The 761-nt window shown below is 27.7% G+C and carries 2 protein-coding genes and 1 pseudogene; all 3 read left to right on the top strand.

Annotated features, from left to right (window positions below):
- Nucleotides 1-82, top strand: an 82-nt coding sequence (locus C6B38_RS05980) for a DUF2649 family protein (protein WP_146693339.1), incomplete at its 5' end; no start/stop codon positions are given.
- Complete coding sequence (locus C6B38_RS12380; protein ID WP_233485595.1) at nt 82-441, top strand: hypothetical protein; 360 nt, start codon at nt 82-84, stop codon at nt 439-441. The genes C6B38_RS05980 and C6B38_RS12380, both read left to right, overlap by 1 nt.
- An 81-nt stretch (nt 442-522) precedes the next feature.
- Nucleotides 523-761, top strand: a pseudogene (locus tag C6B38_RS12375) (hypothetical protein); the annotation flags it as partial.

Here is a 761-nt window from a genome sequence, read left to right as displayed (position 1 = left end):
GGTTGGTGTTTGAATTGTGATTTTGTTTTTAACTTGGTTTTTCTTGTGGATGGTTTTTAAAATAGTTGGGTATTTTAAATAATGAAAAAGTTTATATTTTTCTTTAAAAACTTTTGTTATATTAGTGGTTTAATGCTTTTGTTTAGTTTAATTGATTTATTACTTTGGATAATTTCTTTGTATTGTGTTGGTTTATTATTTTGAATATTATTTGCTTTGCAATGTGTATATTTTGTGTGATGATTGTGAGAAAATATTTTTTATCAGTTAAATGCTTTTCGGTTAGTAAATTTTGTTTGAGATAATCCGTTATCGGTAATTATTGGTAAGTTAGGAACTGGTAAAACATTACTTTTAACTTATTTGTCGCAAACTATGAAATTATTGACAGATGAAATTTATAGTAATTATCCGTTAGAAGATGATAAAGTTAAAGTTTAGTTTTAACATTTAAAAATTTTTACCGATAGAACAAAACCGGCTCCCCCAGATGATAGTGTTATTTTATTTGATGAAAGTTATTTGTATATTGATGGAACTAGTCCTCACGATGAGAAAAAAGTTCATAGTGGTAAAATACCGTGAATTGTTTTAGCGAGACATTTTGGACATCGTGCGTTGTTTACTGCTCAGCGTGAGGGTATGATTTGAAATAATATTCGCCAGTTAGCAAGTGGGATTATTATTCCAATTTCATTGAAAAAACCCGTTGCTAAAAAAGGATTTAATTTTTTTAATCGTTTCTTTATTATGCGATGCGA

It is taken from the genome of Spiroplasma sp. ChiS (assembly GCF_002968355.1).
Taxonomy (GTDB): Bacteria; Bacillota_I; Bacilli_A; order Mycoplasmatales; family Mycoplasmataceae; genus Spiroplasma; species Spiroplasma citri.
The sequence above is the reverse complement of the archived record's forward strand: the minus strand, read 5'-3'. Positions and strand labels throughout refer to the sequence as shown.